This is a genomic window from Streptomyces rubellomurinus (genome assembly GCF_000961885.1).
Taxonomy (GTDB): Bacteria; Actinomycetota; Actinomycetes; order Streptomycetales; family Streptomycetaceae; genus Kitasatospora; species Kitasatospora rubellomurina.
In genome coordinates, this window is sequence record NZ_JZKH01000043.1 from 1 (window position 1) to 26,901 (window position 26,901).

The 26,901-nt window shown below is 73.3% G+C and carries 31 protein-coding genes; 13 read left to right on the forward strand and 18 right to left on the reverse strand.

Going from position 1 to position 26,901, the window contains the following annotated elements; all coding sequences use genetic code 11:
- The 3 genes from VM95_RS20955 to VM95_RS20965 all read left to right on the forward strand — a co-directional run.
- A partial coding sequence (locus VM95_RS20955; protein ID WP_045699143.1) for a carboxyl transferase domain-containing protein occupies window positions 1-386 on the forward strand: 386 nt, incomplete at its 5' end.
- A 73-nt stretch (window positions 387-459) separates the two neighbouring features.
- Entirely contained in the window at window positions 460-672 is a 213-nt protein-coding gene (locus VM95_RS20960; RefSeq protein WP_045699145.1) for an acyl-CoA carboxylase epsilon subunit, read from the forward strand.
- Window positions 673-893: 221 nt separating this feature from the next.
- Complete coding sequence (locus VM95_RS20965; protein ID WP_045699147.1) at window positions 894-1,508, forward strand: ScbR family autoregulator-binding transcription factor; 615 nt, start codon at window positions 894-896, stop codon at window positions 1,506-1,508.
- Window positions 1,509-1,524: 16 nt separating this feature from the next.
- On the opposite strand, the gene VM95_RS20970 is transcribed toward VM95_RS20965, so the two are convergent.
- Window positions 1,525-2,184: a ScbR family autoregulator-binding transcription factor gene (locus tag VM95_RS20970; RefSeq protein ID WP_052707477.1), complete on the reverse strand. Its 660-nt coding sequence runs from the start codon at window positions 2,182-2,184 to the stop codon at window positions 1,525-1,527.
- 368 nt (window positions 2,185-2,552) lie between these two features.
- Between VM95_RS20970 and VM95_RS20975 the strand changes: the two genes are divergently transcribed.
- Entirely contained in the window at window positions 2,553-3,614 is a 1,062-nt protein-coding gene (locus VM95_RS20975; protein ID WP_052707478.1) for a ScbA/BarX family gamma-butyrolactone biosynthesis protein, read from the forward strand.
- Window positions 3,615-3,635: 21 nt separating this feature from the next.
- Here the strand turns inward: VM95_RS20975 and VM95_RS20980 are convergent, their stop codons facing one another.
- From VM95_RS20980 to hemL, 7 genes are all read right to left on the reverse strand, one after another.
- Entirely contained in the window at window positions 3,636-4,046 is a 411-nt protein-coding gene (locus VM95_RS20980; protein WP_045699149.1) for a hypothetical protein, read from the reverse strand.
- Between the two features lie 120 nt (window positions 4,047-4,166).
- A complete protein-coding gene (gene ccsB / locus VM95_RS20985) occupies window positions 4,167-5,297 on the reverse strand; it encodes a c-type cytochrome biogenesis protein CcsB (protein WP_045699152.1) in 1,131 nt (376 codons plus the stop codon).
- A 3-nt stretch (window positions 5,298-5,300) separates the two neighbouring features.
- Window positions 5,301-7,121, reverse strand: a complete 1,821-nt coding sequence (gene resB, locus VM95_RS20990; RefSeq protein ID WP_244178869.1) for a cytochrome c biogenesis protein ResB — start codon at window positions 7,119-7,121, stop codon at window positions 5,301-5,303.
- 2 nt (window positions 7,122-7,123) lie between these two features.
- A complete protein-coding gene (locus VM95_RS20995) occupies window positions 7,124-7,921 on the reverse strand; it encodes a cytochrome c biogenesis CcdA family protein (protein ID WP_078860274.1) in 798 nt (265 codons plus the stop codon).
- Entirely contained in the window at window positions 7,918-8,526 is a 609-nt protein-coding gene (locus VM95_RS21000) for a TlpA family protein disulfide reductase (RefSeq protein WP_078860276.1), read from the reverse strand. Before VM95_RS21000 ends, VM95_RS20995 begins: the two co-directional genes overlap by 4 nt.
- Before the next feature lie 164 nt (window positions 8,527-8,690).
- Window positions 8,691-9,341, reverse strand: coding sequence for a histidine phosphatase family protein (locus VM95_RS21005; protein ID WP_045699244.1), 651 nt, complete (start codon window positions 9,339-9,341; stop codon window positions 8,691-8,693).
- A 68-nt stretch (window positions 9,342-9,409) separates the two neighbouring features.
- Window positions 9,410-10,738 (reverse strand): glutamate-1-semialdehyde 2,1-aminomutase, encoded by a 1,329-nt coding sequence (gene hemL, locus VM95_RS21010; protein WP_045699158.1) that lies wholly within the window; start codon window positions 10,736-10,738, stop codon window positions 9,410-9,412.
- A 466-nt stretch (window positions 10,739-11,204) separates the two neighbouring features.
- Here hemL and VM95_RS21015 point away from each other — a divergent pair, with 466 nt between their 5' ends.
- Entirely contained in the window at window positions 11,205-11,687 is a 483-nt protein-coding gene (locus tag VM95_RS21015) for a hypothetical protein (protein ID WP_078860278.1), read from the forward strand.
- A gap of 46 nt (window positions 11,688-11,733) precedes the next feature.
- Here the strand turns inward: VM95_RS21015 and VM95_RS21020 are convergent, their stop codons facing one another.
- Window positions 11,734-12,222 (reverse strand): MarR family winged helix-turn-helix transcriptional regulator, encoded by a 489-nt coding sequence (locus tag VM95_RS21020; protein ID WP_045699162.1) that lies wholly within the window; start codon window positions 12,220-12,222, stop codon window positions 11,734-11,736.
- Between the two features lie 63 nt (window positions 12,223-12,285).
- Window positions 12,286-13,557: a glycosyltransferase family protein gene (locus VM95_RS21025; RefSeq protein ID WP_045699164.1), complete on the reverse strand. Its 1,272-nt coding sequence runs from the start codon at window positions 13,555-13,557 to the stop codon at window positions 12,286-12,288.
- 152 nt (window positions 13,558-13,709) lie between these two features.
- Between VM95_RS21025 and VM95_RS21030 the strand changes: the two genes are divergently transcribed.
- Window positions 13,710-14,333 (forward strand): DUF4291 domain-containing protein, encoded by a 624-nt coding sequence (locus VM95_RS21030; RefSeq protein WP_045699166.1) that lies wholly within the window; start codon window positions 13,710-13,712, stop codon window positions 14,331-14,333.
- A 12-nt stretch (window positions 14,334-14,345) separates the two neighbouring features.
- Here VM95_RS21030 and VM95_RS21035 read toward each other — a convergent pair whose 3' ends face one another.
- On the reverse strand, window positions 14,346-15,989 hold the full coding sequence (locus tag VM95_RS21035; RefSeq protein WP_244178870.1) for an RICIN domain-containing protein: 1,644 nt from the start codon (window positions 15,987-15,989) through the stop codon (window positions 14,346-14,348).
- Window positions 15,990-16,219: 230 nt separating this feature from the next.
- Window positions 16,220-16,459: a chaplin gene (locus tag VM95_RS21040; protein ID WP_045699169.1), complete on the reverse strand. Its 240-nt coding sequence runs from the start codon at window positions 16,457-16,459 to the stop codon at window positions 16,220-16,222.
- A 232-nt stretch (window positions 16,460-16,691) separates the two neighbouring features.
- Here VM95_RS21040 and VM95_RS21045 point away from each other — a divergent pair, with 232 nt between their 5' ends.
- The 4 genes from VM95_RS21045 (at window position 16,692) to VM95_RS21060 (ending at window position 18,308) form a co-directional block, all read left to right on the forward strand.
- Window positions 16,692-16,946, forward strand: a complete 255-nt coding sequence (locus VM95_RS21045; protein ID WP_045699171.1) for a chaplin — start codon at window positions 16,692-16,694, stop codon at window positions 16,944-16,946.
- A gap of 234 nt (window positions 16,947-17,180) precedes the next feature.
- Entirely contained in the window at window positions 17,181-17,423 is a 243-nt protein-coding gene (locus VM95_RS21050; RefSeq protein WP_045699173.1) for a chaplin, read from the forward strand.
- Window positions 17,424-17,532: 109 nt separating this feature from the next.
- Window positions 17,533-17,802 carry a chaplin gene (locus VM95_RS21055; protein WP_078860280.1) on the forward strand — a complete coding sequence of 90 codons (270 nt, stop codon included), beginning with the start codon at window positions 17,533-17,535 and terminating at the stop codon, window positions 17,800-17,802.
- A gap of 116 nt (window positions 17,803-17,918) precedes the next feature.
- A complete protein-coding gene (locus tag VM95_RS21060) occupies window positions 17,919-18,308 on the forward strand; it encodes a hypothetical protein (RefSeq protein WP_052706500.1) in 390 nt (129 codons plus the stop codon).
- A 99-nt stretch (window positions 18,309-18,407) separates the two neighbouring features.
- On the opposite strand, the gene VM95_RS21065 is transcribed toward VM95_RS21060, so the two are convergent.
- A complete protein-coding gene (locus VM95_RS21065) occupies window positions 18,408-19,064 on the reverse strand; it encodes a hypothetical protein (RefSeq protein ID WP_045699175.1) in 657 nt (218 codons plus the stop codon).
- Window positions 19,065-19,383: 319 nt separating this feature from the next.
- Here VM95_RS21065 and VM95_RS21070 point away from each other — a divergent pair, with 319 nt between their 5' ends.
- From VM95_RS21070 to VM95_RS21080, 3 genes are all read left to right on the forward strand, one after another.
- Window positions 19,384-19,728: a hypothetical protein gene (locus tag VM95_RS21070; protein ID WP_031063477.1), complete on the forward strand. Its 345-nt coding sequence runs from the start codon at window positions 19,384-19,386 to the stop codon at window positions 19,726-19,728.
- Between the two features lie 78 nt (window positions 19,729-19,806).
- A complete protein-coding gene (locus VM95_RS21075; RefSeq protein WP_031063479.1) occupies window positions 19,807-20,151 on the forward strand; it encodes a hypothetical protein in 345 nt (114 codons plus the stop codon).
- 213 nt (window positions 20,152-20,364) lie between these two features.
- A complete protein-coding gene (locus VM95_RS21080; RefSeq protein ID WP_045699176.1) occupies window positions 20,365-20,631 on the forward strand; it encodes a hypothetical protein in 267 nt (88 codons plus the stop codon).
- Window positions 20,632-20,724: 93 nt separating this feature from the next.
- Here the strand turns inward: VM95_RS21080 and hemB are convergent, their stop codons facing one another.
- From hemB to VM95_RS21105, 5 genes are all read right to left on the reverse strand, one after another.
- Window positions 20,725-21,705 (reverse strand): porphobilinogen synthase, encoded by a 981-nt coding sequence (hemB, locus tag VM95_RS21085; RefSeq protein WP_045699184.1) that lies wholly within the window; start codon window positions 21,703-21,705, stop codon window positions 20,725-20,727.
- Window positions 21,706-21,767: 62 nt separating this feature from the next.
- Window positions 21,768-23,420 (reverse strand): bifunctional uroporphyrinogen-III C-methyltransferase/uroporphyrinogen-III synthase, encoded by a 1,653-nt coding sequence (locus VM95_RS21090; RefSeq protein WP_045699186.1) that lies wholly within the window; start codon window positions 23,418-23,420, stop codon window positions 21,768-21,770.
- A 73-nt stretch (window positions 23,421-23,493) separates the two neighbouring features.
- Window positions 23,494-24,501 carry a hydroxymethylbilane synthase gene (hemC, locus tag VM95_RS21095; protein WP_045699189.1) on the reverse strand — a complete coding sequence of 336 codons (1,008 nt, stop codon included), beginning with the start codon at window positions 24,499-24,501 and terminating at the stop codon, window positions 23,494-23,496.
- Window positions 24,502-24,542: 41 nt separating this feature from the next.
- Window positions 24,543-25,883: a glutamyl-tRNA reductase gene (locus VM95_RS21100; RefSeq protein WP_045699191.1), complete on the reverse strand. Its 1,341-nt coding sequence runs from the start codon at window positions 25,881-25,883 to the stop codon at window positions 24,543-24,545.
- A gap of 25 nt (window positions 25,884-25,908) precedes the next feature.
- Window positions 25,909-26,808: a redox-sensing transcriptional repressor Rex gene (locus tag VM95_RS21105; protein WP_208615499.1), complete on the reverse strand. Its 900-nt coding sequence runs from the start codon at window positions 26,806-26,808 to the stop codon at window positions 25,909-25,911.
- Window positions 26,809-26,901: the final 93 nt, after the last annotated feature.

The window sequence follows — 26,901 nt, forward strand, 5'->3', positions numbered from 1 at the left end:
GCAACGCCACCGTGCCGCGCATCTCGCTGATCCTGCGCAAGGCCTACGGCGGCGCCTACATCGTGATGGACTCCCGCTCCATCGGCGCCGACCTGTCCTACGCGTGGCCGACCAACGAGATCGCCGTGATGGGCGCCGAGGGCGCCGCCAACGTGATCTTCCGGCGCGAGATCAACGGCGCCGAGGACCCGGACGCCATGCGGGCCCAGAAGATCAAGGAATACAAGGACGAGCTGATGCACCCGTACTACGCGGCCGAGCGCGGCCTCGTGGACGACGTCATCGACCCGGCGGAGACCCGCCAGGTGATCGCCTCCGCGCTGGCCATGCTCCGCACCAAGCACGCCGACCTGCCCAGCCGCAAGCACGGCAACCCGCCGATGTAGCACGGCACTTCGCGTCCACTGGCCGCACACCCGGGCCATCACACACCACAGTCACCGGGGGAGAAACCAGAACATGACCGCTACCGCCGAACCCCTCATCCGGATCGTCCGCGGCTCGCTCAGCGACGAGGAGCTGGCCGCCCTGACCGCCGTCCTGGCGGCCCGCGCCACGGCCGCCCAGCAGGCCGCGGCCGCCGCCGCGCCGATCGAGCCGATCGCCAGCTGGCAGCGCCTGGAGCGCCGCCCGGCGTACTACTCGCCGGTCAGCTGGCAGCAGGCCGCCTGACGCACCGCGCAGCTCCCGACGGCCGGTCACCCCACGCGGGTGGCCGGCCGTCCGGCGTGCCCGGGACACCCCCCGCAGGAACCCCGCAGGGGTGCCGACCGCACCGGTCGGGCCCGACGCGGCTCGGTAGGATACCTACCGGACGGTATGCGGCCCGCCGCCCCGCCGGCCTCGTGGAACAGGCCGCCACCGGGGCGCCAGAACTATCCAGGGAGGCTGCGATGGCCAGGCAGGCCCGGGCGTTGGCGACCCGCCAGGCGGTGCTCGTCGCGGCGGCCGAGGTGTTCGACGAGCGCGGCTACGCCGCCGCCACCATGGCCGAGATCCTGGACCGCGCCGGCGTCACCAAGGGCGCCCTCTACTTCCACTTCCACTCCAAGGAAGAGCTCGCGCTCGCCGTCATCGAGGGCCAGGGCGCCTGGATCGCCACCTGGAAGCCCGCCACGGACAGCCCGGTGCAGATCCTGATCGACCTCGGCTACGCCTTCGCGCACGCCCTCCTGGACGACCCGCTGGTGCGCGGCAGCATCCGGCTCACCATCGAGCACGGCAGCTTCACCCAGCCGCAGATCGCGGCCTACCAGGGCTGGATCGACCTGGTGCGCGGCCTGCTGGAGCAGGCCCGGGAGGCCGGCGAACTGCGCCCCGGGGTCGACCCGGGCGCGGCCGCCGGGGTGATCACCGGGGCCGTCACCGGCATCCAGCTCAGCTCCCAGGTGCTCACCGACCGGCGGGACCTGGTCCGGCGGATCGGCGAGCTGTGGACGCTGCTGCTGCCCGGGCTCGTCGAGCCGCGGGCGCTGGCCCGGCTGAGCATCGCCGACCGGACCTCCTGACCGCTCCCGGAGGCCGTCAGACCTGGTAGGCGACCCGGCGCTCCACCGGCACCAGGGCGGGCAGCGCGGCCGTCCACAGCCGGCGGACGGCCTCCGGCGCGAGCCGGTCCGGCGTGCCCCCGGACAGCAGCACCTGGCCGGCCGCCAGCGCCGTGAGCAGGTCGGCGGCGGCCCGCCGGTCCAGCCCGGGGCACAGCTCCCCGGCGGCCTCGGCCCGGGCCAGCAGGCGGTGGACCACGGCGGCCAGACCGCGCCAGGTGGCATCGGTGCCGGGCCGGGCGTCCGGGCCGGGCCGGGCGTCGGTGCCGGGTGGGGCGTCCGGGCCGTCGCGGCGGACGGCCCGCCGGCCGAGCCGGACGCCCGCCCGGACCACCACGTCCTCGCGCAGCAGCCGGGCCAGCTCGTGGGTGAGGTCGATCAACCCCTGCAGCGGCCCGCCCCCGGCGCGCAGGGCGCGCAGCGCGGCCGAGCCGATCTGCCGCCCGGCGGCGGCGCGCACGCCGTCCGCGAGGGCCTGCTTGGACACGTAGTGGAAGTAGAGGGCGCCCTTGCTGACGCCGGCCCGGCGGCTGATGTCGACCAGGCTGGCGGCCTCGAATCCGACGCTGGCGAAGGTGTCCGCCGCGGCGAGCAGGACGGCGTTCCTGGTCCGTTCCGCGCGCATCTGCTTGACCACTGCCCCCGGCCCCCTCCGCTCGACCGGGCGCGGCCCCCGCCCCACCCGGGTTGCTGTCGGCACGCCCCGCCTCCCCTGCGGCGAGCGACGCCCCGCATGCGGACGGCCACCGCCGAAACCGCATGGTAGGTATCTAATCTATCGCCCCCGTCGACCCCGCCGTCCAGCGGGGACGGACCCCCGCCCAAGGTCGGAACCACCCGTCGAACCGGTGTTTCCGCAGCCCAGAGGCCCTAGGGTGAGCTCCGGGGCGGGGGCCGGCGACGGAAGCCACCCCGACCCGCCGGGACATACCGGGTGGTAGGTATGTTCTGCCCGGGGCGTCCGCAGCGGCCGCTCGACCGACACCCTGAAGCGGGGGGCCCGTCATGCCGCCGATCGTAGGGCCGGACGCCCTCGACCCCTACGCCCTCCTCCCGGCCGCCCCCGGCCCGGCCGCCCACGTCGGCCGCCCCCGCCCCGGGTACGGCTTCCACGAGCGGACCGTCTCCCGGCACCTCGTCCACCGCGCCTGCGTCTCCGAGGTCCTGCTCACCGGCTGGCAGGCCACCGGCCCGCACGAGTTCCTGCTCGGCGCCCAGTGGCCCCGGCTGCACGGCTTCTACCGGCTGCCCGGCGACCGCTACCACGACCCGGTGCTGATGGCCGAGACCGTCCGGCAGGCCGGACTGCTGATCGGCCACGCCGGATTCGGCGTCCCGCACGACCACCACCTCGCCCTCACCGACCTCTCCTACACGCTCGGTGAGCCCGGCCTGACCGGCCTCGCCGTCACCACCGGACCGGCCTCGCTGATGCTCGCCGCCCGCTGCGAGGACGTCCGGACGCGGCACGGCCGGCTCGACTCGCTGCGGGTGAGCGCCGAGATCAGCCGGGACGGCCGCCCGGTCGGCCACGGTTCCGTCCGCCTGCGCGCCGCCACCCCCGCCGGGTACGCCCGGCTGCGCGGCCCCGTCCGGCACCCCGCCGAACCGGCCCCGCCGCCGGCGCCCGCCCCGCCCGGACTCGTCGGCCGGACCCGGCCCGCCGACGTGGTGCTCAGCCCCACCCCGCGGCCGGACACCTGGCTGCTGCGCACCGACCCCGCGCACCCGGTGCTCGCCGACCCCGCACTGGACCACGTGCCCGGGATGCTGGTGCTGGAGGCCGCCCGGCAGGCCGCCCAGCGGCTGCGCCACCCCGAGCCGGTGACGCCGGTGGAGCTGGTCACGGCCTTCGAGCACTACATCGAGCTGGACCGGCCCTGCCTCGTCCGGGCCGTCCGGGAGCCGGCGCCGGGCGGGGTGCGCCGGGCGCCGGTGGTGGTCCGGCTGGTGCAGGACGGGCGGACGGCGGCCGAGTGCCGGCTGCTCACCGAGCCGGTCGGCGGGCCGGTCGCCGCGGCCCCCGGCCGCGGCGTGCCCGCCGTCCGTCTCCCGCTCGCGAGCTGAGGCCCGCCGCGCTCCTTCCGGTCACGCCGCCGCGAGCGCGGCCGCCGAGGACCGGCCGGCGTGCATCACGCTGAGGTTGGCGGCCAGCCGGACCGGGTCCTGGGCCAGCCAGAGCCGCAGCGCCGCGCCGAGCGCCGCGCTCGCCGACTCGACCCGGACGTCGGTGACCTGCGCGATCCGGGCCGCCCCCGGCACCAGCAGGTCGGCCAGCGCGGTCGGCAGCCACACCGTCAGCGCGCACGGCGCGGGCGTCGCGAGGGCGCCGAGCAGCCGGTAGGCGTCCCCCGGCGCGCTGAGCGTGGGGATGATGTCCAGCAGGGCGTCCGCGACCACCTCGGACACGTCGCTGCGGTGCCCCTGGGCGAGCCGGCGGAGCAGCAGCTGCTCGCCGGCGGTGATTCGGACGGTCAGCATGACCTCGTCGCACTCCATTGCGCGATTCCTCCTCAGTTCCCTCCCGTACCGGCCTGGCGGCCGGCACGACCTACCCCTGTCGCACGTCGGCCCGGCCAACCATGTGCGGAGAGCCGGGCCGGTGGGTGTGCGCCCCGGTCAGATCCCCGCGTAGGAGTGCTTGCCGGTGACGAAGATGTTCACGCCGTAGTAGTTGAAGAGCCAGCAGGCGAAGGCCGCCAGCGCCAGGTAGGCCGCCTTGCGCCCCTTCCAGCCGGCCGTCGCGCGGGCGTGCAGGTAGCAGGCGTAGGCGACCCAGGTGACGAACGACCAGGTCTCCTTCGGGTCCCACTCCCAGTACTTGCCCCAGGCCGCCTCGGCCCAGATCGCGCCCGCGGTGATGGTGAACGTCCACAGCGGGAAGACCAGGGCGTTGATCCGGTAGGACAGCTTGTCGAAGGTGGACGCGGCGGGCAGGCGGCGCCAGATCGACGCCGAGGTGCCCAGCGGGCCGGTGGTCAGGCCGGCCGCGATCCGCTTCTCGAAGGAGTCCTTGCCGAGGTACAGCAGGGTCGCGATGAACGCCGCGTAGAACGCGCCGCCGCAGAAGATCGCGGTGGAGACGTGGATCGCCAGCCACGGCGAGTGCAGCGCCGGGACGAGCTGGTCGGAGTCGGTGTACAGCGTGGTGGTGGCGATGCCCAGGGTCAGCAGCACGGCCACGACGACCGGCAGGCCGAGCCAGCGCACGTTCTTCCGGGCCGCCAGCAGCACCAGGTAGGCGGCCGTCATCGAGAAGGCGAACGCGCAGGAGAACTCGTACATGTTGCCCCACGGCCAGCGGGACACCGACAGGCCGCGGGAGACGATGCCGCCGCCGTGCAGCAGCAGGCCCAGCACCGTGAGCGAGACGGCGATCCGGCCGGCCAGGTCGGCCCGCTCGCTGGTGCCGGCCGCGCCCGGGCCGTCCACCTCGTCCGCGCCGCGGCCGCTGGTGACCACCGTCGCGCCCTCGCCGGCCACGGCGGTGCGGGTCAGCGTGGTGGTCCCGCCGCCGGCCCCGGCCACCGTGACGGTGACCTTCTTGACGCCCTTCGGCCCGGCCGCGGCGACGGTGTCGGCCAGGCTGCCCGCCTGCTCCTTCGAGCGGACGGCGACGGCGCCCTTGCTGCCGAAGGTCCACTCGATCATGTGGGCGAACATGGCGAGCGTGTAGACCACCATCGCCGAATAGATCAGCTTGTTGGAAAGGTCGGCCAGCTGTGGGTCGACCGCCGAAGCGAGGTGCACCGTCTACTCCTTGGAGTTCTGGTCGGCGGGGGTGGGGTCCGAGGGCGCGGACGGGGCCTCGGGATCATCGGTCTCGTCGGGCTCTACGGTGTCGTCGGGCTCTACGGTGGCGTCGGCCTCGTCGGGCTCGTCGGACTCCTCGGCGGCCGGGGCGTCGTCCTGGAGGTCCACCGCGAGTTCGGCCAGCTCCTCGGCGATCTTCGCCGACTCGCTGCGGGCCAGGCCGGCCAGCTCCACCTGGGTGCCGCCGCCCGGCAGGGCGACCGCGCGCACCCAGATCCGGCGGCGCTGCAGGAACAGCGAGCCGATCAGGCCGAGGATCGCCAGCACGCCGCCGGCCAGGGCGATCTCGTTGCCCGGGCGGTGCGAGACGTTGAAGCTGGCGAAGCGCTTGTAGCCGTCGAAGGTGAGGGTGCCGTAGCCGCTCGGCAGCTCCCAGACCTGCCCGGGCTTGAGCCGGGCGGCGGCCGGCTTGTCGTCCTGCTGCAGCTGGGTCATGTTCTTGGTGTCCAGCTGGTAGATGTTCTGCGGCCGGCCGGAGTTGTTGCCGAGGTCGCCCGCGTACACGTTGAGCACCAGCATCGGCGCGGCGTCGTCCGGGAAGAGCGAGATCGGGCCGGTGCCCGCGAAGCTGTCCGGGGCGGTCGGCAGGAAGCTGCCGCTGAAGCCGAGCTGGGTCTTCTTGCCGTCCGGGCCGATGCCGTAGTCGGAGACCTTCACCACGCCGGTGGAGGTCTGGTTGGCATCCTGCGGCAGGAACGGCGTGGCGCCCTGGTAGACGACCTCGCCCTTGCCGTTGCGGACGGTGACCACCGGCGCGAAGCCGTGGCCGATCAGGTAGATCTTGCTGCCGCCGATCTCCAGCGGGTGGTTGACCTCGATCTTGGCCGTCTTGGTCTGCGTCGGGTCGCTGCCGGCGGAGTACTCGACGTTCGCGGTGAACTGCCGGGCCGCGCCGACCTGCGCACCGGTGGACTGGAAGCGCGCGGTGAAGCTGTCCAGCTTCAGGTAGAACGGGTCGAGGTCGTCGGTGGTGTAGAACCGGGTGCCGCTGAAGTCGTCGAGCTGGGTGATCGTGTTGGAGTAGCCCTCGCCCTCGACCATCAGCTTGCCGGCCGTCCCGGAGGCCAGGCTGGCCCAGGCGAAGCCGCCGAGCAGCGCGAACAGCGACAGGTGGAAGGCCAGGTTGCCGACCTCGCGCAGGTAGCCCTTCTCGGCCGCCACCGAGCCGCCGGACAGGTGCGCCCGGAAGCCGCGCTTGCGCAGCAGCCGGTGCGCGGCGGCGTTCACCGCGTCGGCGTCCGCGTCGGTGCGCCAGGCCGCGTACACCGGCATCCGGGTCAGGTTGCTCGGCGCCGCCGGCGGCCGGGCGCGCAGCACGCCGACGAACTGCCAGGTGCGCGGGACGATGCAGCCGGCCAGCGAGACGAACAGCAGGATGTAGATCGCGGAGAACCAGACCGAGCTGTAGACGTCGAACAGCTGCAGCTTCTCGTAGACCGGCGCGAGCGTGGTGTGCTGCGCCTTCCAGGACACGACCTTCATCGCGTTCTGGCTGCCCTGGCCGTTCTGCGGGATCAGCGAGCCCGGGATCGCGGCCAGCGACAGCAGGAAGAGCAGGATCAGGGCGACCCGCATCGAGGTCAGCTGACGCCACATCCAGCGCGCCCAGCCGAGCACGCCGATGCCGGTCGGCCCGTCGGACTCGACCGGCGCGGTGCTCAGCCGCTCCGCCGCGGAGTCGGCGTCGGCCTCGGGGCCGGCCTCGGTGTCGACGTCGTCCGGTGCCGGCGGCAGGTCGGTCCCGGTCGTGGTCTTGCTCACGGTCAGATTCCGATCTGGAAGTCGGCGGTCCAGGACTGCAGGTCGCTCACCAGCACGTCCCATTCCCCGGTGACGAGCAGCAGACCGACCACGACGAGCATGCCGCCGCCGATCCGCATGACGAGCGGGTAGTGCCGCTTGACCCAGCCGAAGGCGCCCAGCGCCCGGCGGAAGGCCAGCGCGGCCACGATGAACGGTACGCCGAGGCCCAGGCAGTAGAAGGTCATCAGCAGGGCGCCGCGCGCCGCATCGGCCTGGTTCAGCGCCAGGCTCTGGACGGCGGACATGGTCGGGCCGATGCAGGGCGTCCAGCCGACGCCGAACACCACGCCCAGCAGCGGGGCGCCGAGCAGCCCGACCGCCGGGCGGCGGTGCGAGCGCACCTCACGCATGCTCAGGCCGGGGACGAGGCCCATGAAGGCCAGGCCCATCAGGACGGTCACCCCGCCGAGCACGATCGAGATGACCCGCTTGTGCTCCTGCAGGGTGTCCCCGAACTGGCCGAACAGCGCACCGCCGGAGACGAACACCGCGGTGAAGCCGAGGACGAACAGCAGCGCCCCGAGCAGCATCCGGCCGCGCCGGGTGCCGCGCGCGTCGGCGAGGTCGGCGGCGGAGAAGCCGGTCACGTACGACAGGTAGCCGGGCACCAGCGGCAGCACGCAGGGCGAGAAGAAGGACAGCAGCCCGGCCGCGAGCGCGATCGGGGCGGCGGCCAGCAGCGCCCCGCTCTGGACGGTGGTGAAGGTGTCGGCGAGGTGCAGTGCGGCGGGTTCGGCGCTCACTGCTCCGGCGCTCACTGCTTCGGCTCCGCGACCACCGGCTGCAGGATCGACTCCAGCGCGTCGTCCACCGTGCCGCCGACCGCGCGGGCGGCCAGCTTGCCGTCCCGGTCGACGATCAGCGTGGTCGGGATGGACTGCGGGTTGAGGCTGCCCTTGGGGAACTTGAGCAGCTGGGTGCCGGCCGGGTCGAAGATGCTCGGGTAGGTGACGCCCTTCTCCTGCTCGAAGCGGACGGCGTTGGTCTTCTCCGAGTCCCGGGTGTTGATCCCGAGGAACTGCACGCCCTGGTCCTTGTACTTGGTCCAGACGCGCTCCAGGTCGTCCGCCTCGCCCCGGCACGGGCCGCACCAGGAGCCCCAGACGTTCAGCACCACGACCTTGCCCCGGTAGTCGGAGAGCTTCACCTGGCCGCCCTCCAGCGTCTCGCCGGAGATGTCGGGGGCGTCCTGGCGGTGGCCGGGCTCGGCCTTGGAGACGTTGGTGCCCTTGACGGTGACGAAGCCCACCTGGTCCGCGCCGCTGCCCGAGGAGCCCGTGGAGGAGCAGCCGGTGAGGGCGAGCGCAGCGGCGGCGGCGGTGGCGGCGGCTGCGGCGGCGACACGGGGACGGGGGCGCGTCATGGCAGACATGTGAAAAGTTTCGCATGGAGCCCGGGGCGGGTTCGCCGGGGTCCTCCCTTGCGCGTCGCACCCGGCCTGACCTGCGACGGAACCGGGCCGTCCGGCGTTCACCGGACGGCCCGAGGTCATACTTACCCACCACTTACGCGGCCCCGCCGGAGGGGTCAGGCGCCGAAGCTCTTGCCCACCGGCTTGTCGCCCTTGCCGCCCTTGCCCACCAGGTGGGCCGGCAGCAGGTCGCGGGCCGGCTCGCGGTAGCCGACCGAGACGATCCGGTCGCCCTCGAAGGTGAAGCTGGTCAGCGAGGCCAGCGAGCACTGCCGGCGGCGCGGGTCGTGCCAGAGCCGCCGGCGCTCGACGAAGGAGCGCAGGATCCAGATCGGCAGCTGGTGGCTGACGCACACCGCCTCGTGCCCGCGCGCGGCGTCCCGGGCGGCGCCGATCGCGCCCATCATCCGCACCGCCTGGTCGAGGTACGGCTCGCCCCAGGACGGCTTGAGCGGGTTGACCAGGTACTTCCAGTAGGAGGGGTTGCGCAGCGAGCCGTCGCCGACGCCGAAGGTCTTGCCCTCGAAGATGTTCTCCGCCTCGATCAGCCGCCCGTCCTCGGCGACCTCCAGGCCGTGTGCCTCGGCGATCGGGGCGGCGGTCTCCTGGGCCCGCTCCAGCGGGGAGGCCACCACGTGGGTGACGTCCCGGTCGGCCAGGTCCTCGGCGACCCGCTCGGCCATCTTCCGGCCGAGCTCGGACAGGTGGTAGCCGGGCAGCCGCCCGTACAGGACGCCCTCCGGGTTGTGCACCTCACCGTGCCGCATCACGTGGACGACGGTGATCTCCTTGGCACTCACTTCTCGACTGCTCCTGGGGCTCGGGCTCGTGGGGGTCACGCCGTGGCGGCGGCAGCGGCGCGGGCGGCCGCCGGGAGGGCGGCGGCGATCCGCTCGATCGCCCGCTCGTCGTGGGCCGCCGAGACGAACCAGGACTCGAAGGCGGACGGCGGCAGGTAGACGCCCTCGGCCAGCATCGCGTGGAAGAAGGCGGTGAAACGGTACGCCTCCTGGGTCTTCGCCTCGTCGTAGTTGGTGACGGCGGCCTCGGTGAAGAACACCGAGAACATGTTCCCGGCGGTCTGCAGGCGGTGCGCGACGCCCTCCTTGGCGAGCGCCGCGGAGACCAGGCCGGAGATCTCCGCGGAGACCTTGTCGACCGTCGCGTACACCTCGTCGGTGCAGCCGCGCAGCTGGGCCAGGCCCGCCGCGGTGGCGATCGGGTTCCCGGACAGGGTGCCCGCCTGGTAGACCGGGCCGGCCGGGGCGAGGTGGGCCATCACGTCGGCGCGGCCGCCGAAGGCCGCCGCCGGGAAGCCGCCGCCCATGACCTTGCCGAAGGTCAGCAGGTCCGGCGCCCAGCCCTCGTGCGCGGCCTCCAGGCCGTACCAGCCGGCCTTGGAGACGCGGAAGCCGGTCATCACCTCGTCGGAGACGAACAGCGCGCCGTTGTCCCGGCAGAGCCGGGCCAGGCCCGCGTTGAAGCCGGGCAGCGGCGGGACGACGCCCATGTTGCCGGGCGAGGCCTCGGTGATCACGCAGGCGATCTCGCCCGGGTGCGCGGCGAAGGCCCGCTCGACGGCGGCGAGGTCGTTGTACGGCAGCACGATGGTGTCGCCGGCCTGGGCGCCGGTGACGCCCGGGGTGTCCGGCAGGCCGAAGGTGGCGACGCCGGAACCGGCGGCGGCCAGCAGCGCGTCCACGTGACCGTGGTAGCAGCCGGCGAACTTGACCACCTTCGCGCGGCCGGTGAAGCCGCGGGCCAGCCGGATCGCGGACATGGTGGCCTCGGTGCCGGAGGAGACCAGCCGGACCTGCTCGACCGGGGCGACCCGGGCGACGATCTCCTCGGCCAGCTCGACCTCGCCCTGGCCGGGCGTGCCGAAGGAGGTGCCGCGGGTGACCGCGGCCTGCACGGCGTCGATCACCGCGGGGTGCGCGTGGCCGAGGATCATCGGACCCCACGAGCACACCAGGTCGACGTACTCGCGGCCGTCGGCGTCGGTGAGGTAGGGGCCGGTGCCGGACACCATGAAGCGCGGCGTGCCGCCGACCGCGCGGAAGGCGCGCACCGGGGAGTTGACGCCGCCCGGCGTCACCACGGAGGCGCGCTCGAACAGCGACTGGGACTGGGGGGCTTCGTAGGGGTAGCTCACGCAAGACATGGTCTCAAATCGTGTCCTTGCCCTCTGCATGTCGGACCCGATCATCTGGAACGATGATCCGGGCACCGTTGTCGGTACGGTTGCCCTTACAGTCCGTACTGCCGGGGCCGCCGACTGCTCCGGAGCACGGACCAGTCAGACTGTGTACACAGAGTGCGCGAGCGCTCCGGTTGTGTGCAGGGGTGTGGAAGAGGACTGCTGTGCGCCGCGAGTGGGTAGGGCCCGCGAGTGGGCGCGACGGCGCATGACGGGTAAGGAGCACGTCCGGAGGGACGCCGGACGTGCGGGGGTCTGTCGATTCCGGCGAATTCCGGTGAGGATGGTCCGAGTGTCCGAGGCGCAGGACGGCTACGACGAGGCCGCGGGGGGCTCCCGCAGGCCGGCCGAAGCCGCACGCGGGGGTACGGGAGCGGGTACGGGACGTGGTCGCCGAGGCGGCGAGAGGCGGGGTGAAGGACGCGTGGGGGTGACGTACAAGTACTTCGGCGCACCGGACCGCGCCACCGCCGCGCGGGTCCCCACGGCGCTCGGCCCCGGCGGCCTCGGCCTGGACGCGGGCGAGCTCGGCTCGCTCGGGCGGCTCGGCGACCTGATGGAGACCAGTGGCTCCCCCAACGGCCACCTGTCCACCAAGATCAAACCGGAGACCATGAGCGCCATGGTCCTCACCGGCATCCAGGGCGTGCCGCTGCACCAGGTGCCGCCGCTGGAGCTCGTCGTCCTGCACCCCGACTACGCGGTCGTCCAGCTCCCGCACAACGTGGTCGAGCCGCTGCGCAAGGCGGACGAGACCGAGCTCGGCGCCGCCGCCTTCATCTGGTCGACCGTCCCGGACCGACGCGGGCCGCGCGACGCCTTCGTCATCTACACGATGCTGCACGAGTGGCAGGACTTCGCGAACCGGCTGCACGACGCCGGGCACCAGCTGTACTGCCTGGTCTGGCCCTGACGGTCGCCCGGCCGGGGCGAGTTGACGGGCCGTCGGCTCCTGGCGGTCAGTAGCGGGGGCGACGGGCGCGGCGGACGATCCGTTCGCTCTCGACCGGCTCCGCGAGGTACCCGTCGACCAGGCGGCTCAGGGCGGAGACGAAGACCTCCTGCTCGTGCTGCGGCAGCGCCTCCAGCACTTCGCGGTGCACCCGGTCGGCGACCTCCGTGCCCCGGGCGACGGCGCGCCCGCCCGCCTCGGTGACCGAGATGATCCGGGCCCGGCGGTCGGTGGCGGACGGGCGGCGCTCGGCCAGGCCCGCCTTCTCCAGCTCGTCGACGGTGACCACCATGGTGGTCTTGTCCAGGTCCGCCAGCTCGGCCAGCTGGATCTGGGTGCGCTCGGCCTCCTGCGCGTGGAACAGCACGCAGTACGCGCGGGGGGTGATCCCGACCTCGGTGAAGGCGGCCGCCATCCGGGTCGCCAGCACGTGGCTCGCGTGGTCCAGCAGGCCGGAGATGTCGCGGATCTGGCGCACGGGCGGGGTCGTCGTCATACGTCCGAGATTAGCAACGGCCCGTCCGCTGCCGGATGATCCCGTAGCCAACCAACGCCGGGGTTACGGGATGCCCAGCTCGAACAGCGCATAGCCCGCGTACCAGCCCGCCGCCAGCACCGGCATCGCGAACAGCCCGACCAGGGTCGAGGTGCGCACCCGGCGCAGGGCCACCGCCAGGCCGATGAACAGCGGGAAGGCCGGCAGCAGGTAGCGGGAGATGTTGTCGAAGATCTGGTTGCTGCTCAGCGCGGTCGCGATGGTCAGCGCCGTGTAGATCCACAGCACCAGCGGCGGGCGGGCCTGCCACAGCAGCACCAGCAGGCCCGGCAGGGCCATCAGCAGGGCGATCGCGATGAGGTCGGGCGCCGGGTTGGACTGCCAGAACGTCCAGTGGCCGGTGACCACGTCCATGATCGTGCGGACGGTGGAGGCGCCGAAGTCGAAGTAGCGGTTCCAGGCGCCGCGCTGGAGCTTGAAGTAGCCGCCCCAGTCGCCCATCCGCCAGCCGACCCAGGCGACGTAGCCGATCAGGCCCCACGGGGTGATCAGCATCGCGGTCAGCGGGCGGGCCACCCCGTCCGTGCGGCGGACCAGCGCGACCAGCGCGGCGATCGAGACGGCGGCGATCAGCGCGGCGGCGGTCGGCCGGTTGAGGCCCGCCACCAGCGTCAGCAGGCCGGCGGACAGCCAGCGGCGGGTCATCACGCAGTAGCAGGCCCAGGCGGACAGCGCCACGAACAGCGAGTCCGAGTAGACCGCCCACTCCACGCCCGAGCCGGGGAACAGGCCCCAGACCACCGCGGCGATCACGCCCGCCCGGAAGCCGCCGAGCCGCTCGGCGATCGCGAAGATCCCGGCCGCCGCGACCAGCGAGGCCAGCACCGAGACGACGATCCCGGAGCCGTACGGGCCGAGCCCGGTGACGGCCCCGACCAGCCGCATCAGCCACGGGTAGAGCGGGAAGAAGGCGCTGGAGTTCTCGTAGTAGCTGGCGAGCGGGAAGCCGTGCAGCGGGATCAGCTGCGGGTTGTACCCGTTCTCGGCGATCCGCTGGTACCAGACGCCGTCCCAGGTGCCCAGCACGTCCCACGGCTGGGCGCCGCCGCCGCGGCCCGGGTCCTTCTTCAGGTAGTCCCCGGTGTGCGAGAGCAGCAGCAGGAAGACCGTCAGGCCGATCGCCTTGACCACCGCGTACGCGCCGAGCGCGGGCGCGAAGCGGTCCACCAGCGCCCCGAAGCGCCCGGGCACGGCGGCCTCCGGCCCTGCCGTCGACGCCTGCGCGGGCACGTCGGACTCGGCGCCGGCCGACTCGGTGCTCGATGCCGTGCTCATCTGCTCTCGGTACTCCCCGCCCCGCTCATGGGTCCGCGCGGCTTCGGCGCAGCGACGTTCCGCAGAGCCTACGACACACCCCCGCCGCCCCCGCCCCCACCGGCCCCCGAAATCCCCTGGCGCCCCGGGCCCGCGGCCGCGACCATGCCGCCATGGAGACCACCGCCGCGCAGACCGCGGACACCGCGGCGGGCACCCCGCCGAAGCAGCAGATCCGGGCCGTCCACACCGCCGACACCGTCACCGTCTACCAGGCCTTCGGGCCCGAGATCGCCGAGCCGGCGGCGGCCGAGGGGCGGTTCCCCGAGGCGTTCGACCGGGACCGGATGACCTGGATCAAACCGTCCTTCCTCTGGATGATGCACCGCAGCGACTGGGGCCGCAGCCCCGGCCAGGAGCGGGTGCTCGCCCTGGAGATCAGCCGTGAGGGCTTCGACTGGGCGCTGGAGCGCGCGGTGCTGAGCGCCTACACCGGCCGGGTGCACGAGTCGCGGGCGGCGTGGAAGCGGGAGCTGCGGCAGAGCCCGGTGCGGGTGCAGTGGGACCCGGAGCGCGGCCTCAACCTGGAGCCGCTGGCCTGGCGGACGATCCAGATCGGGCTGCGCGGCGAGGCGGTGCGGCGCTACGCGGACGAGTGGATCCGGCGGATCACGGACGTCACCGCGCTCGCCGAGCGGGTCCGGGCGGGGCGGGATGCGGGGGTGGTGCCGGTGGAGGGGCCGTATCCGGTGCGGGGGAGTGCCGCCGCCCGGGTGGGGGCGGCGGCGGGGGTGTAGGCCGGGGCGTCGTCAGCCGTGGAGGTAGACGATGCCGAGCTTGGTCAGCTGCCAGAGCTGGTTGGGGGCGCCGGTGTCGGTGGCGAGTTGGACGTACGGGTTGCCCTTGGCGTCGAGGGTGGCGGTGGCGGCGAGCACCTTGGTCTGGTCGGCGGAGTCGGCGATCCGGTACGTGCCGTCGCCCGCCGGCTTGAACACCCAGTGCTGGTTGGCGCCGCCGTTGCAGCCCCACTGCTGGACGCGGGTGCCGGGCGCGGTGGCCGCGGCGTCGGCGTCCAGGCACATGCCGCGGTTGCCGCTGAAGTCCAGCTCGTAGCTGCCGCCGGCCTTGGCCTCCAGGACGAAGGACTGGTTGAGCCCGCCGGTGACCGGGTAGCTGATGGCGGCCCGGCCGTTGGTCGAGTCGCCGTAGGTGCCGCCGCCGGTGAGGTCGAGCGCGTTGCCGGTGGCCGCGTTGGTGAGCTGGTACCAGGCGCCGTCCTCGGGGCCGTCGCCGAACGGCTTCCCGGGGCTGAGCGGCTGGATCGACGTGGTGTTCTGCTGGTTGAGCGTGCAGTAGGCCTGGGTGAGGTCCGGCTTGGCGAAGAACTGGCTGAGGCAGACGCCCTCACCGCGGTAACCGGCCACCCGCAGGTGGTACGACTGGCGGACCATGTTCATGCACAGGCCGGGGATGCCGATCTGCGAGTCGCAGCCGTTGCGGGCCCACTCGGAGAGGTTCACCACGTCCCCGTTGCTGTACTCGTACGGGGAACTGGTCCACTCGGCGCAGACCTCGTGCCCGAAGGCGACCCGCCGCTGGTCCAGGTACCGTACGCCGGGCACCTGTTCGGCCGCGCCGCGGAGCATGTCGCTGAACGCCTGGACCACCAGGTTGTGGCCCCAGGCGAGGTCCTCGGGGAAGGCCGGGCAGCCGTCCGCGATCTTGCCGACGTAGTCGTTGCGCCGGATGTCCGGGGTGATCGGATTGAAGTACGACTGGTAGACCAGCTGGTACGAGGAGTCCTGGTAGCCCGCGTTGCGCATGGTCTGCCGGACGTTCTGCAGCGCGGCGATCACCTTGGGCTGGACGGCCTTGGCCCGCCGGCGGATCTCGTCGCTGCCGATGGTGTCCCGGCAGCCCTGGTCCTTGGGGATCGGGAAGTACTGCGCGAGGCAGTGCATCATGATGCCGGAGAAGTCGAAGTCGTCGTTGGCACCGATCGTCACGACGACCATCTTGACGTCGTAACTGCCCGCCACCTGCACGAGCTTGACGTCCTGCTTGGGCTCGCCGTAGTCGCCGCTGCCGGACCCGGTGACCTTCGCGAGCTCGGGGTCGCTGACCAGGTCGCCGGTCTGGGCACCGGAGCAGGCCAGGTCGATCGGGGTGACCCCGGGGATGTCGGTGACGAAGATCTCCGACTTGGGGTGGCGGTGGCAATAGTTGGTCGGGCTGTCGGTCTCCGGGAAGTACCCGTCACCGGTGTCGGTGCCGGCGCCCTCGCCGGAGATGGCGCTGTCGCCGAGGGCGACGATCGCGGCCGGACGGGCGCCGGCGGCCGGCGCGGGGGCGGGGGTGGTGTCGGCGAGGGCGGCGGGGGCGCCGGCCAGGCCGAGGGCGGCGACGAGGGCGCCGGCGGCGAGCAGCGCCGCCGGGGATCGGAACCTGATCACACGCGACTCCTTGCGGGGGGGGTGGGGAAGCCGCCCGGCCGGGGGGCGCCGGGCGGCTCGAAGCAGGAGGTGCAAGAAGGTGAGCAGGTCTCACATTAGGTACTGACAAGTAGTGCAACAAGGCTTGTGACAGCACCGGCTGACGCACGGGAACAGCGAGGAGCCGCCGCCCCGCGCCCCAGGAGGGAAGCGCGGAACGGCGGCTCGCACCGGCCGAACCGGGTGCTGCGTCAGCCCACGTTGGTGCAGTGGTTGCCGAACGCCGGGTTCAGCAGGCCGACGACGTCGATGGTGTTGCCGCACAGGTTGACCGGGATGTGCACCGGGATCTGAACCTGGTTGCCCGAGATGACACCGGGGGAACCGGCGGCGACACCCTCGGCGCCGGAGCTGGCCATCGCGGTGCCGGCGCCGGCGGCCACGATGCCCACCACGGCCGCGCCGACGGCGGCGGTCTTCTTGATGCTCATACGAGCCTCCTGACTGTTCAACAGAGATGCACGGGGAGTGCGACATCTAGAACGAGACCCGTCCGGGCCGGTTGCGACGGTGCGCGCAGCGTCACCCGTGTGGAGCAACGACGACGGGGTGACCGGCATTCGGGTGATCGGTGGATCGGACCGTTTCCCCTCCCCCGCTCCCTCGTTCTCCCTGGCGGAACACGATCCATCAGGCCCCTACGGACGAATCGAGAAACCGCCCATGCGCAAGCTCGCCCACGGCGTCGCCGGCACCGCGGCCACCGCCGCTCTGCTCGCCGCCGGTGCCGGCGTCGCGTCCGCCCACCACCTGCACGGCGCGTCCGCCGAGGGTGTCGCGGCCGGCTCCGCCGGCGTGGTGTCGGGCAACACGCTGCTGGACGTGCCCGTGCACGTTCCGGTGAACCTGTGCGGCAATTCGGTCGACGTCGCAGGCCTCCTGAACCCGGCGTTCGGCAATCACTGCCTGAACGCCTGACCGGGAATTCCCGGTCGCGCCGTCGCCCGAACCCCATTCCCGGCCGTGCGGGAATCGGACGCGGCGCCTGGGACGACGCGGCGGCTGCGTCACGCCCGAGCCATGGGCGGAACACACGCCGGTGTACGCCGCCGGAGTGACCATCACGGCAATCCATGAAGCCCTCGGGCGGGCATTCCTGCTCGCCCGGCTCCCGACACTTCGCATCCGTCGGGCAGAAATCGGAGGAAAGACATGCGTAACTTCAAGAAGGCCGCCGCCCTGTCCCTGGCCGCCACCGGCCTGGTCCTCGGTGCCGCCGGCGGCGCGTTCGCCAGCTCCGGCGCCCAGGGCGTGGCCGCGGGCTCCCCCGGTGTGCTCTCCGGCAACCAGATCCAGATCCCGGTGCACATCCCGGTCAACGTCTGCGGCAACTCCATCGACGTCATCGGCATCCTGAACCCGGCGTTCGGCAACCACTGCGCCAACATCGGCTGAACCGGCCGTCGCCGCACCGGCGACAGCTGATTCCCCCGAGCCCGTGCGGTGCCCCGCGCTGTGGGGCACCGCACGCTCCACCAGTATGTGATCGAGGAGATCAACCCCCATGCAGAACATGAAGAAGGCCGCCGTCCTCTCCGCCGCCGCTGCCGGCCTGGTCCTGGGCGCGGCCGGCTCCGCCGCCGCCAGCTCGGGCGCCGAGGGCGTCGCGGCCGGCTCCCCCGGTGTCGCCTCCGGCAACCAGGTCCAGGTTCCGATCCACGTCCCGATCAACCTGTGCGGCAACTCCATCAACGTGATCGGCCTGCTGAACCCGGCCTTCGGCAACAGCTGCGCCAACGTCGAGCTGCCCCCGCCGCCCGCCGACAACTGCTGATCCCCGATCGGCACGAGTTCCGGCCGAACTGCCCCCCGACCGACCGGCCGGGGGGCAGTTCGGCGTCCCCGGACGGTCAACCGTCCGCACCCCCGATCCACCGAAGGGTGATCCGCATGGTTCCGAAGATCTCGACGAAGGGCACGGCCGGCCTGGCCGCCGCCGTGGGCGCCGTGGTGCTGCTCGGTGCCGGCACCGCGCAGGCCGCCGCCGGCACCGGACCGGCCCCGGCGGGCGGCCCCGCCGCGCTGGCGAAGACGGACGTCGGCCAGGCCCTGAACGGGACGACCTCCGGCCTCGGCTACGGCATCGCGCCGATCAAGAGCCTGCGGCTGGACCCCTGGGCGAACTCCACCGCGGACGTGCTCAACAACGGCGCGACCGTCCAGCCGGACCAGGGCCTGGCCCCGGTCGGCACCGGCGCGCTGACCGGTCCGCTGAGCGCGGGCGGCGGTGTCAAGGACCTCCCGCTGGTCGGCGGGCTCACCGGCGCCCTGCCGGGCTGAGGGCCGGGCGGGCCCGGCACCGGGCCGGGGCACGCCCGAGGGCCCGGCACCCGTCCGCACGGCGGGGGTGCCGGGCCCTCGGCGTACCCGGGGCAGGGCTCAGAGCTGGGTGAGGTCGGTCAGCCCGGACTGCTGGACCACGCCGGTCGTGGTCGCGGTGGCGGTCTCGGTCAGGTCGTTCACCTTGTCGGTGACCGAGATCCGGTCGTTGTCGCTGCCCAGGCTGGCGGTGGCCCCCGGCACGGCCTGCACGGCGCCGGTGACCAGCCGCGGGTCCAGCTCGTCCACCTTGAGCCGGCCGTCGGCGAGCTGGCCGGTGCCGTCCTGGGCGAGGGCGAGCGGCTTGCCGACCGCCAGGCCGGGGGCGGTGGCGTGCAGCGGCGTGGTCGGGGCCTCCAGCAGCACCTCGCCCAGGTCGGCGCTCTTGTCGACCAGCGGGAGCGGCAGCTCGGCCTTGGCGCTCGGGCCGACCTTGCCGCTGCTCAGCTGCGGCACCAGGTGGTCCGGGATCAGCTCGTTGCTGGTGGTGCGGCCGGGCACCGGCGGCATGACCAGCGAGGTCGGGATGCCCGCCTGGAGGTGGCTGCCCAGCGGAGCCAGCGGCACGTCCGCCGGGACCTGCTGGGTGGCCAGCTTGTCCTCCAGGGCTCCGACCTGGTCGGGGCTCATCGGGGCGGCGGAGGCCGATCCCTGGGAGGCGAGCATGCCCGCACCGACCGCCAGCAGCATCGCGCCGGCCCGCTTGGAGAACTTCATGCTTTTCACCGTTCTGCCTGTCCGTACTGGAGAGCTGTTCATACCGAAGATCCGGTCATTCCGGCTGCGGGAACGTAGTCGGAACGCAAACTGCCTCAACGAGTGACCAGGAGTTCGGATTGCGGGCGTTAACCGGTTCGGCCTAATAATCCGATCGGAAACCACCCTCGGACGCGCCTCCCGGACTCTTTTCAAAAATCCCCGTAACCTTCCGTGCCGTCATTCTTTGATCTGGACGTCAGTGACTGCAGACCGGGTCTGAGCGTTCTACGCGTTGTACGCACGGAAGCCAGAGAGCATTTCAGAAAGGGATCTCCCCATGATCCAGAAGTCCTTCGCCGCCGCCGGCCTGGCCGTCGCCGCGCTGGCCGCCGCCGCCGCGCCCGCCTCGGCGATCGGTGACGCGGACGGTGCCGCCGCCTCGATCGAGGGCAACGGCGGTACCAACTTCACCGGCACGGTCGGGAACAACAGCCCGAACTTCCACTTCCTGGACAACGCGAACGTCTGCCTCCCGGAGATCCACAACATCGCCGTGGGTGTGCTCGGCGTGGCCGTCCCGGTCGAGGTCCCGATCGCCAACAGCGGCGGCAAGCAGTACTGCACCCAGGGCCAGGGCACCCAGAGCCACGGCGACGCCGGCGTGTCCCACCTGGTCGGCTGACGCTCCCCCAGCCGCACCGAACTTTCTGAACCACCTTCGAATCGCTCCCCGATTCACCCCTCGAGAGGAAAACCGGAAATGATCAAGAAGTCCCTCGCCGCCGCCGGCCTGGCCGCCGCCGCCATCGCGATGTCCGCCGGCTCGGCTTCCGCCATCATCGACTCGGACGGCGCCGCCACCTCCGTCCAGGGCAACGGCGGCACCAACCAGACCGGCACCCACGGCAACGGCAGCCCGAACTTCCACACCCTGGACAACGCGAACATCTGCCTGCCGGAGGTCCACAACATCGCCGTCGCCGTCGTCGGCGTCGCGGTTCCGGTCGAGGTGCCCGTCCTGAACAGCACCCCGAAGCAGATCTGCAACGTCGGCCAGAACACCCAGTCCTCGGGCGACGCGGGTGTCTCGCACCTGATCGGCTGATCAAGGCGCATGGCACGGACGGAGGGCCCGGGGAGACCTGTCTCCCCGGGCCCTCCGGGCTTGTGACGAGGCGTCCGGCCGGGCCGCCGAACGGGCGCGGTCCGGCCGGGTGACCGGCCGCCCGGCCGGCGCGTGGGCGCCGGGGCCGGACGACCGGGTGTGATCACGTGTCAAGAGCGCTCGTGCGGGCGCTCCGAGAGAGAGGGCAGTTCCATGAAGAGCATGCTGGCCAAGGCCGCGCTGACCGCCACCGCGGCGCTGGCGCTCGCCGGTGTCGCCACTCCGGCGTTCGCCCACGTCGGCCTGGCGGGCGGCGGCCAGTTCGTCGCCGCCGCCGACGAGCCGTTCGCGGCCGCCGAGGGCTGGGGCATCGCCCACACCTCCCACACCGCCGCCGGCGGCATGGGCGGCTTCGCGGCCGACGACGAGCACCTGGTCGGCGGCGGCGAGGGCTTCGCCCACGTCAACGGCTGGAAGTAGCCGCAGGCACCTCCGGTACGGCGGAAGGCCGGGCCCCTCGCGCTGGCGAGGGGCCCGGCCTTCCGCTTGCCCGCCCGAGCGGGCGAGCAACCGCTACTTGAGCATCCGCGCGGCCTCGACCGCCCAGTACGTCAGGATCTGCTCGGCGCCGGCCCGGCGGATCGAGGTGAGCGTCTCCATGATCATCCGCTCGCGGTCGATCCAGCCGTTCGCGGCCGCCGCCTCGACCATCGCGTACTCGCCGGACACCTGGTACGCGGAGACCGGCACCGGGGAGGCGTCGGCGATCTGGCGCACGATGTCCAGGTAGGCCATGGCCGGCTTGACCATCACCATGTCCGCGCCCTCGGCCAGGTCCTGCTCCAGCTCGCGCAGCGCCTCGCGGGCGTTCGCCGGGTCCTGCTGGTAGGCCTTGCGGTCGCCCTTGAGCGAGGAGCCGACCGCCTCCCGGAACGGGCCGAAGAACGCGGAGGCGTACTTGGCGGTGTAGGCGAGGATGCCGGTGTCCTGGTGCCCGGACTCGTCCAGCGCCTTGCGGATCACGGCGATCTGGCCGTCCATCATGCCGGACGGGCCGACCAAGTGGACGCCCGCGTCGGCCTGCACCCGGGCCATCTCGGCGTAGCGCTCCAGGGTGGCGTCGTTGTCCACGCTGCCGTCCGCGGCCAGCACGCCGCAGTGGCCGTGGTCGGTGTACTCGTCCAGGCAGAGGTCGGACATGATCACCACGGAGTCGCCGACCTCGGCGACCACGTCCCGGATCGCCTGCTGCAGGATGCCGTCCGGGTTGGTGCCCTCGCTGCCGGTCGCGTCCTGCACCTGCGGGACGCCGAACAGCATCACGCCGCCCACGCCGGCCTCGGCCGCCTCCACGACGGCCTTGCGCAGGGTGTCCCGGGTGTGCTGGACGACCCCGGGCATCGAGGTGACCGGCACCGGCTCGCGGACGCCCTCGCGGACGAACAGCGGCAGGATCAGCTCCGCCGGGTGCAGCCGGGTCTCGGCGACCAGGCGGCGCATCGCCGGGCTCTGGCGCAGCCGGCGGGGGCGAACGTACGGGAATTCAGCGGACACGGCTTCTCTCTCCGAACGGTTGTGCAGCGCCGGGGGCGGCGGGCGCCGCCCCCGGCCTTGTCTCAGCGGGCGGCCTTGCGGCGCGAACCCGGACGGCGCTCGCTGGGCCGGTAGACCGGCTCGCCCGCGGCCGTCGCGGTGTCTCGGCGCTTGGCGCCGAAGTCCGCCAGGGCCTGGGCCAGCGCGGCCGCGGACGGCGCGGGGGCCATCACGTCGACCCGCAGGCCGTGCTCCTCGGCGGTCTTGGCGGTGGCCGGGCCGATGCAGGCGATGACCGTGACGTTGTGCGGCTTGCCGGCGATGCCGACGAGGTTGCGCACCGTCGAGGACGAGGTGAACAGGACCGCGTCGAAGCCGCCGCCCTTGATCGCCTCGCGGGTCTCGGCCGGCGGCGGCGAGGCGCGCACCGTCCGGTACGCCGTCACGTCGTCGACCTCCCAGCCCAGCTCGACCAGGCCGGCCACCAGGGTCTCGGTGGCGATGTCGGCGCGCGGCAGCAGCACCCGGTCGATCGGGTCGAAGACCGGGTCGTACGGCGGCCAGTCCTCCAGCAGGCCGGCCGCGGACTGCTCGCCGGAGGGCACCAGGTCGGGCTTCACGCCGAAGTCCACCAGGGCCTGCGCGGTGGTCTCGCCGACCGCCGCGACCTTGATCCCGGCGAAGGCGCGGGCGTCCAGCCCGTACTCCTCGAACTTCTCCCGGACGGCGCGGACGGCGTTCACCGAGGTGAAGGCGATCCACTCGTAGCGACCGGTGACCAGGCCCTTGATGGCCCGCTCCATCTGCTGCGGGGTGCGCGGCGGCTCGACCGCGATGGTCGGCACCTCCTGCGGCACCGCGCCGTACGAGCGCAGCTGCTCGGACAGGCCGTGGGCCTGCTCCTTGGTGCGCGGCACCAGGACGTTCCAGCCGAACAGCGGCTTGGTCTCGAACCACGAGTGCGAGGCGCGGTGGGCGACCTGCTCGCCCACCACGGCTATCACCGCGGTGGCCGGGTCGACCGGGGCCGAGACCGGCGAGGGCAGCACCCGGGCGGCCTTCAGGTCGGCGGCGATCGCGGCCAGCGTGGAGGTGAAGGTGCGCTGGCGGGTCGTGGTGCCGGAGAGCGTGGCGCTCAGCGCCGAGTGCGCCGCACGGCCGCCCGCGACCAGCGCGTTGGCGGTGGCGGGCAGCTGGCCCAGGGTGGTGCGGACCACCAGGGTGGTCTCCGGCGCGCCCAGGTCCACCGGACCGCCGGCCAGCAGCGCGGCGGCCTCGACGAAGCGGACGTCGGCACCGGCCGCGCCGCGCAGCGGCACGCCCGCGTAGGCGGGGACGCCGACCGACTGGGCGACGCCCGGGACGACCTCGAAGGCGATCCCGTCGCTCGCGCAGTTCAGCATCTCCTCGGCGGCGCAGCCGTCCAGGCCGGGGTCGCCGTCGACGGTGCGGACCACGTGCTTGCCGGACCGGACGGCCTCGGCGACCAGCTTGGCCAGGTCGAAGTCGACGCCCTCGGCGGACGGGTGGTGCACCTGGACGCCGGACGGGCAGTGGCTGCGCACGGCGACGGCGGTCAGCGGGTCGGCGACCAGGACGTCGGCGGTGGCCAGCACCTCGACGGCACGCAGGGTCAGCAGGCCCGGGTCCCCGGGGCCCGCGCCCAGGAAGGTGCACCGCCCGGTGGCGGGCTGCCCGGCCGGGAAGAGGGCGTCGGTGGCGGCGGCGGGGCTCATGCGCCCACCTCGCTGCGCTCGGCGGTCTCTTCGCGAAACGCGCACATTTTCATGATTCGCTCGCTTCGCTCGCTCATCGGGCTCGCTCCCCCATCAGGGTGGCCGCGCCCCCGGCGAGCAGCCGGTCAGCCAGCGCGCGACCGAGGGCCCGCGCCTGCTGCTCGGCGGTCTCGTCGAGGACGATCGGACCGTTGGCGGACATCTTCAGCAGGGCGGATCCGTCGGGGTTGCCGACCACACCGTCCAGCCGCAGTTCGTTCTCCGGGCCCCAGCCGGCCAGCGCGGCCACCGGGGCCGAGCAACCGGCCTCCAGGGCGGCCAGCAGGGCGCGCTCGGCGGCCACGGCGACCCGGGTGGGGGCGTGGTCCAGGGCCGCGAGCGCGGCGGCCAGCTCCGTGTTCGCCGCGGTGCACTCGATGGCGAGCGCACCCTGGCCGGGGGCCGGGATCATCAGCTCGGGGTCGAGGTGCTGGGAGATCTCGGCGCTGCGGCCGAGCCGGTTCAGGCCGGCCGTGGCCAGCACCACCGCGTCCAGCTCGCCGGAGGCCACGTAGCCGATCCGGGTGTCCACGTTGCCGCGGATCGCGACGGTCTCCAGGCGGTCGCCGCGGGCGGCGGCCCAGGCGTTCAGCTGGGCCATCCGGCGCGGGGAGCCGGTGCCGATCCGGGCGTGGCGGCCGGCGCCCGCCAGCTTCTCCACCAGCTCGTCCAGGGTCAGGCCCTCGGCCGCGACCAGGGCGTCCCGGACGTCCTCGCGCTCGGGGACGGCGGCCAGCACCAGGCCCTCGGGGGCGGCGGTGGGCAGGTCCTTGAGGGAGTGCACGGCGAAGTCGATCCGACCCGCCAGCAGCGCCTCGCGCAGCGCGGAGACGAAGACCCCGGTGCCGCCGATCTGTGCCAGCGCCTCCCGGGAGGTGTCGCCGTAGGTCGTGATCTCGACCAGCTCGACGGGGCGGCCGGTGAGCCTGGTCACCTCGCGGGCGACCATGCCCGACTGGGCCATGGCGAGCGCGCTGCGCCGGGTGCCGAGCCGCAGGGCGCGGGCTCCCGGGGCCTGCTCGGTGAGCGGTTGACCATTCATGAGGTGATCGTCCCGGTGGTACTCGTGGGATGGCTGACGGTTCATCTGGTGCCCCCGCCGGAAGGCTGGGGCCGGCCGCCGACTGGCGTGCCCGACACGGCGTGCACGGCCGCCGGGTCGAGGTCGAACAGTTCGCGCAGGGCGTCCGCGTAGGAGGCGCCGCCGGGCTCGGCGGCCAGCTGCTTCACCCGGACGGTCGGGGCGTGCAGCAGCTTGTCGACGACGCGGCGCACGGTCTGGCCGATCTCGGCGCGGGAGCGCTCGTCCAGGTCGGGCAGCCGGGACTCCAGGCGGCCCAGCTCGGCGGCCACCACGTCGGAGGCCATCGCCCGCAGCGCGACCACGGTCGGCGCGATCCGGGCGGCGCGCTGGGCGGCGCCGAAGGCGGTCACCTCGTCGGCGACGATCCGGGTGACCTGATCGACGTCGCCGGCGCCGGGGGTGGCGGCGTGCGCGTGGGACAGGCTCTCCAGGTCGACGAGCAGGGCGCCGTCGAGCTCGTGCACCGCGTGGTCGACGTCGCGCGGCATGGCGAGGTCGAGCAGGGCGAGCGGCTCGGGGGAGGTCCGCAGGGCGACGGCGGCGGCCACGTCCTCGGCCTTGACCACCACGCCGGCCGCGCCGGTGCAGGAGATCACCAGGTCGACGTCGGCCAGGGCCTCGGGCACCTTGGCGAGGTCGAGGGTGCGGGCCACGTCCGGGCCGAGGATCTCCACCAGGCGCTCGGCGCGGGCCGCCGTCCGGTTGGCGATCAGCAGGTCGGTGACACCGGAGCGGACCAGGGTGGCGGCGGCCAGCGAGCTCATCGAGCCGGCGCCGACCACCAGCGCGCGCTTGCCCGCGATCGGGCCCGCGCCGGCCGCGACCTGCTCCAGGCCGAAGGTGACCAGCGACTGGCCGGCCTTGTCGATGCCGGTCTCGCTGTGCGCCCGCTTGCCGACCCGCAGCGCCTGCTGGAACAGCTCGTTCAGGCCGCGCCCGGCGGTGTGCTCCTCCTGGGCCTTGGCCAGGGCGTCGCGCAGCTGGCCGAGGATCTGGCCCTCGCCGACGACCATCGAGTCCAGGCCGCAGGCCACCGAGAACAGGTGGTGGACGGCGCGGTCCTCGTAGTGCACGTACAGGTGGGAGGTCAGCTCCTCCAGGTCCACCCCGCTGTGGTGGGCCAGCAGCAGCGACAGCTCGGCGACGCCGGCGTGGAACTTGTCGACGTCCGCGTACAGCTCGATCCGGTTGCAGGTGTTGAGCAGCGCCGCCTCGGCGACGGTCGCGGTCGAGGCCGCGTCGTGCAGCAGCCGGGTCGGCACCTCACCGGTGAGCGCGGCGCGCTCCAGCACGCCCACCGGTGCCGTCCGGTGGCTCAGTCCGACGACGAGAAGACTCATGCCCGCCCCCCACAGGTGTTCGTGTTCATGCGGGCATCACCGCGGAGAGGTCCCCATCGCCGCCCTTGGCGGGCTTGCCCTTGCCCTGCTCGGCCTGGTCCTTGGCCACCGCCTCGGCGGTGCCGCGGCCCTTGCCGTTGCCGCCGGCCGCGCGGCGCAGCTTGGCGGCGGCCGCCCGGACCGGGCCGGGGGCGCGGTCCAGCACCGACTCGGTGCGGTCCGGCTCCTCGCCGGCCTTGCGCTGCTCGTGGAAGGCGAGGATCTGCAGCTCGATGGAGAGGTCCACCTTGCGCACGTCCACGCCGTCCGGGACGGTCAGCACGGTCGGGGCGAAGTTCAGGATGCTGGTGACGCCGGCCTCCACCAGCCGGTCGCAGACCTGCTGGGCGGCGCCGGGCGGGGTGGTGATCACGCCGATGGAGACGTGCTGGCTCTCGACGATCGACTCCAGCTCGTCCATGTGCCGCACCGGCAGGCCGGCCGCGGTGGAACCGACCACGTTCGGGTCGGCGTCCAACAGGGCGGCGACCCGGAAGCCGCGGGAGGCGAAGCCGCCGTAGTTGGCGAGCGCGTGGCCGAGGTTCCCGATGCCGACGATGACGACCGGCCAGTCCTGGGTGAGGCCCAGCTCGCGGGAGATCTGGTAGACCAGGTACTCGACGTCGTAGCCGACGCCTCGGGTGCCGTAGGAGCCGAGGTAGGAGAAGTCCTTGCGCAGCTTGGCCGAGTTCACGCCGGCCGCGGCGGCCAGCTCCTCGGAGGAGACGGTCGGCACCGAGCGCTCGGAGAGCGCGGTGAGCGCCCGCAGGTAGAGGGGCAGGCGCGCGACGGTCGCCTCCGGGATACCCCGGGCACGCGAGGGTCGGCGCGCGGCACCCTGGTCGGGCGCCTGCGAACTGCTCTGTGGTGATCGGCCGATTGCCACGGTGCTCCTGTGGGTGAAGCTGGGCTTTGGCAGCCAGGCTATGCGTTTGTGAACGTGTGCACAAAGATGGTGTCCGATTTGTCCCCGCACAGT